Origin of the sequence: Lentilactobacillus parafarraginis DSM 18390 = JCM 14109 (assembly GCF_001435895.1) — a bacterium.
Taxonomy (GTDB): domain Bacteria; phylum Bacillota; class Bacilli; order Lactobacillales; family Lactobacillaceae; genus Lentilactobacillus; species Lentilactobacillus parafarraginis.
The window spans coordinates 1-1,726 of sequence record NZ_AZFZ01000155.1 but is presented as its reverse complement, the minus strand read 5'-3'; the positions used below and the strand labels follow the sequence as shown (position 1 = coordinate 1,726).

The 1,726-nt window shown below is 49.9% G+C and carries 1 protein-coding gene; it reads left to right on the top strand.

Annotated elements, in window-relative coordinates:
* Nucleotides 1–2: 2 nt before the first annotated feature.
* On the top strand, nucleotides 3–1,726 hold a 1,724-nt coding region (locus tag FD47_RS14415), incomplete at its 3' end, for a heavy metal translocating P-type ATPase (RefSeq protein WP_056980836.1).

Sequence of the window (1,726 nt, the reverse complement as noted above, 5' to 3'; positions counted from 1 at the left end):
TAATGATGGTGCTTGCTGTAAGTGCCATTGCGCTAGTCTTTGCTTTCGTTTTAAAGCAACCACTGATCGCGCAAGGGCTGATCACGGTGATGGGGTCAATCATTGCTTTAATTATGTTCTGGGGCATGGTGAAGAAAATTCGTTCTGGTAACTTCGGCGTTGACTTGCTTGCCATTACGGCGGTTGTTGCCACCTTGGCGGTTGGCCAGTATTGGGCTGCGATGATCGTGTTATTGATGCTGACTGGTGGCGATGCGCTTGAAAGCTACGCAGCAACAAAAGCAAGCAGTGAATTAAAGCAATTACTCGAAAATGCACCGACAACCGCGCATCGTATGGTTGATGGACACGTTGAAGATGTTGACGTTGAGGCCGTCCAAGTTGGCGAAACGATTTTGGTTAAGCCGCAGGAAGTCGTGCCAGTTGATGGTACGGTTTTGGCAGGTGAGAGTTTGGTGGATGAAGCCAGTTTGACGGGTGAATCTAAACCGGTTGCCAAAAACGCAGGTAGTGACATTATGTCTGGGACCGTCAATGGTGACGCTGCCCTAACTGTTAAGGTCACGCAACGGGCTGAAGATAGTCAGTATCAAGGGATTATTAAACTGGTTAAGGAATCTGAAGCGCGGCCAGCACATTTTGTTCGGATGGCTGATCGTTATGCGGTACCATTTACGTTGATTGCTTATGTGATTGCGGGTCTTGGCTGGTTCTTCTCTGGCGACCCAGTTCGCTTTGCACAGGTATTGGTTGTGGCCTCGCCTTGTCCGCTGATTCTGGCCGCGCCAATTGCGATGGTCTCCGGCATGAGTCGTAATAGCCGCAACGGGATCATTGTCAAGTCAGGGACTACGCTAGAAAAGTTAAGTGAAGCTAAAACCTTTGCCTTTGATAAAACCGGCACCGTGACACGCGGTATTTTAAAAGTTGCGACGATTTTGCCACAAGCCGGTTTCTCACAGGATCAGCTTTTGAAGCTAGCCGCAAGTGCGGAAGGTCAATCGACTCATATTTTGGCGCGTTCACTGGCAGATGCTGTGCCGACAGCTGATCGGCTGCCAGCGACAGATGTGTCGGAAACCACTAGCTTTGGCGTTAATGCCACGGTGGATGGCCGCAAAGTCAAGGTCGGTAAAGCCGAGTTTGCTGGGACGAAGGCTACGGTTGATACGACTGCCGTGTATGTGAATGTTGATGGCCAGTACGCAGGTGCGATCACATTTTCCGATCAGATTCGTCCAGAAGCAAAAGAAACGATGACGAAACTGCACGAATTAAATGATGCTAAGCTGATTATGATTTCTGGCGACCAGCAGTCAATCGCTGATAAAGTGGCGGCACAGGTCGGCATTGACCAAGTCTATGCGGAACAATTGCCACAACAGAAGATTGAAGTTTTGGATAACGTCCCTAAGGATGGCCGGCCAGTTGTGATGGTTGGTGATGGTGTCAATGATGCACCTTCATTGGCGATTGCTGATGTCGGCATTGCAATGGGTGCACATGGGGCAACCGCGGCAAGCGAATCGGCTGATGCCGTGGTTCTGCGCGACGATTTGGCGAAAGTTGCTGCGGCCACTTTAATTGCTAAGGAAACCATGGCCATTGCCAAGCAAGCGGTCCTCATCGGCATTGCGATTTGTACAGGTTTGATGTTAATCGCCAGCTTCGGTGTCATTCCAACAATTATTGGCGCAATGCTGCAAGAAGTTGTCGATACCGTGAC